Origin of the sequence: Methylobacterium sp. J-072 (assembly GCF_022829425.1) — a bacterium.
In the GTDB taxonomy this organism is placed as follows: domain Bacteria; phylum Pseudomonadota; class Alphaproteobacteria; order Rhizobiales; family Beijerinckiaceae; genus Methylobacterium.
Genome location: NZ_JAKSYK010000089.1, coordinates 1 through 424, shown reverse-complemented (window position 1 = coordinate 424; position 424 = coordinate 1). Strand labels below are relative to the sequence as shown.

The 424-nt window shown below is 69.8% G+C and carries 1 pseudogene; it reads right to left on the bottom strand.

The window, feature by feature from the left end:
- Positions 1 to 140: pseudogene (locus tag MKK67_RS09750) on the bottom strand (MFS transporter); the annotation flags it as partial.
- Between the last annotated feature and the right edge of the window lie 284 nt (positions 141 to 424).

The window sequence follows — 424 nt, the reverse complement described above, 5'->3', positions numbered from 1 at the left end:
GCGCCGAAGATCCGGGCGCGATACGCCTTCGGAAACCAGTAGGTCAGGTACAGGATCACCCCCGGGTAGAACCCGGCCTCGGCCGCGCCGAGCAGGAAGCGCAGGATCAGGAAGCTGGTCGCGCCCTGGACGAACATCATGCAGCAAACCCCGACGCTAAGCCAAGACCGCACCTACGAGCACACCCAAGCCCACATTCAAGGGTGCACCCGAGAGCACATCCGAGACCGGGCCCGATGCCGGTACGCGGCCCGTGGCCGGCATCGTTGCCGTCAATGCGTCCCTGGACATCCCCCTGCATGCGGCCCCGCCCCACGGCTCTCCCGCCAAGCCCGGCAGCAAGCCCGGCCACAAGCCGTGGCAGGTGGCGAACACCGTCGAGGGCTGGGCCGCCCTGGCCGCCCAACGCCCCGCCCCCGGTGTC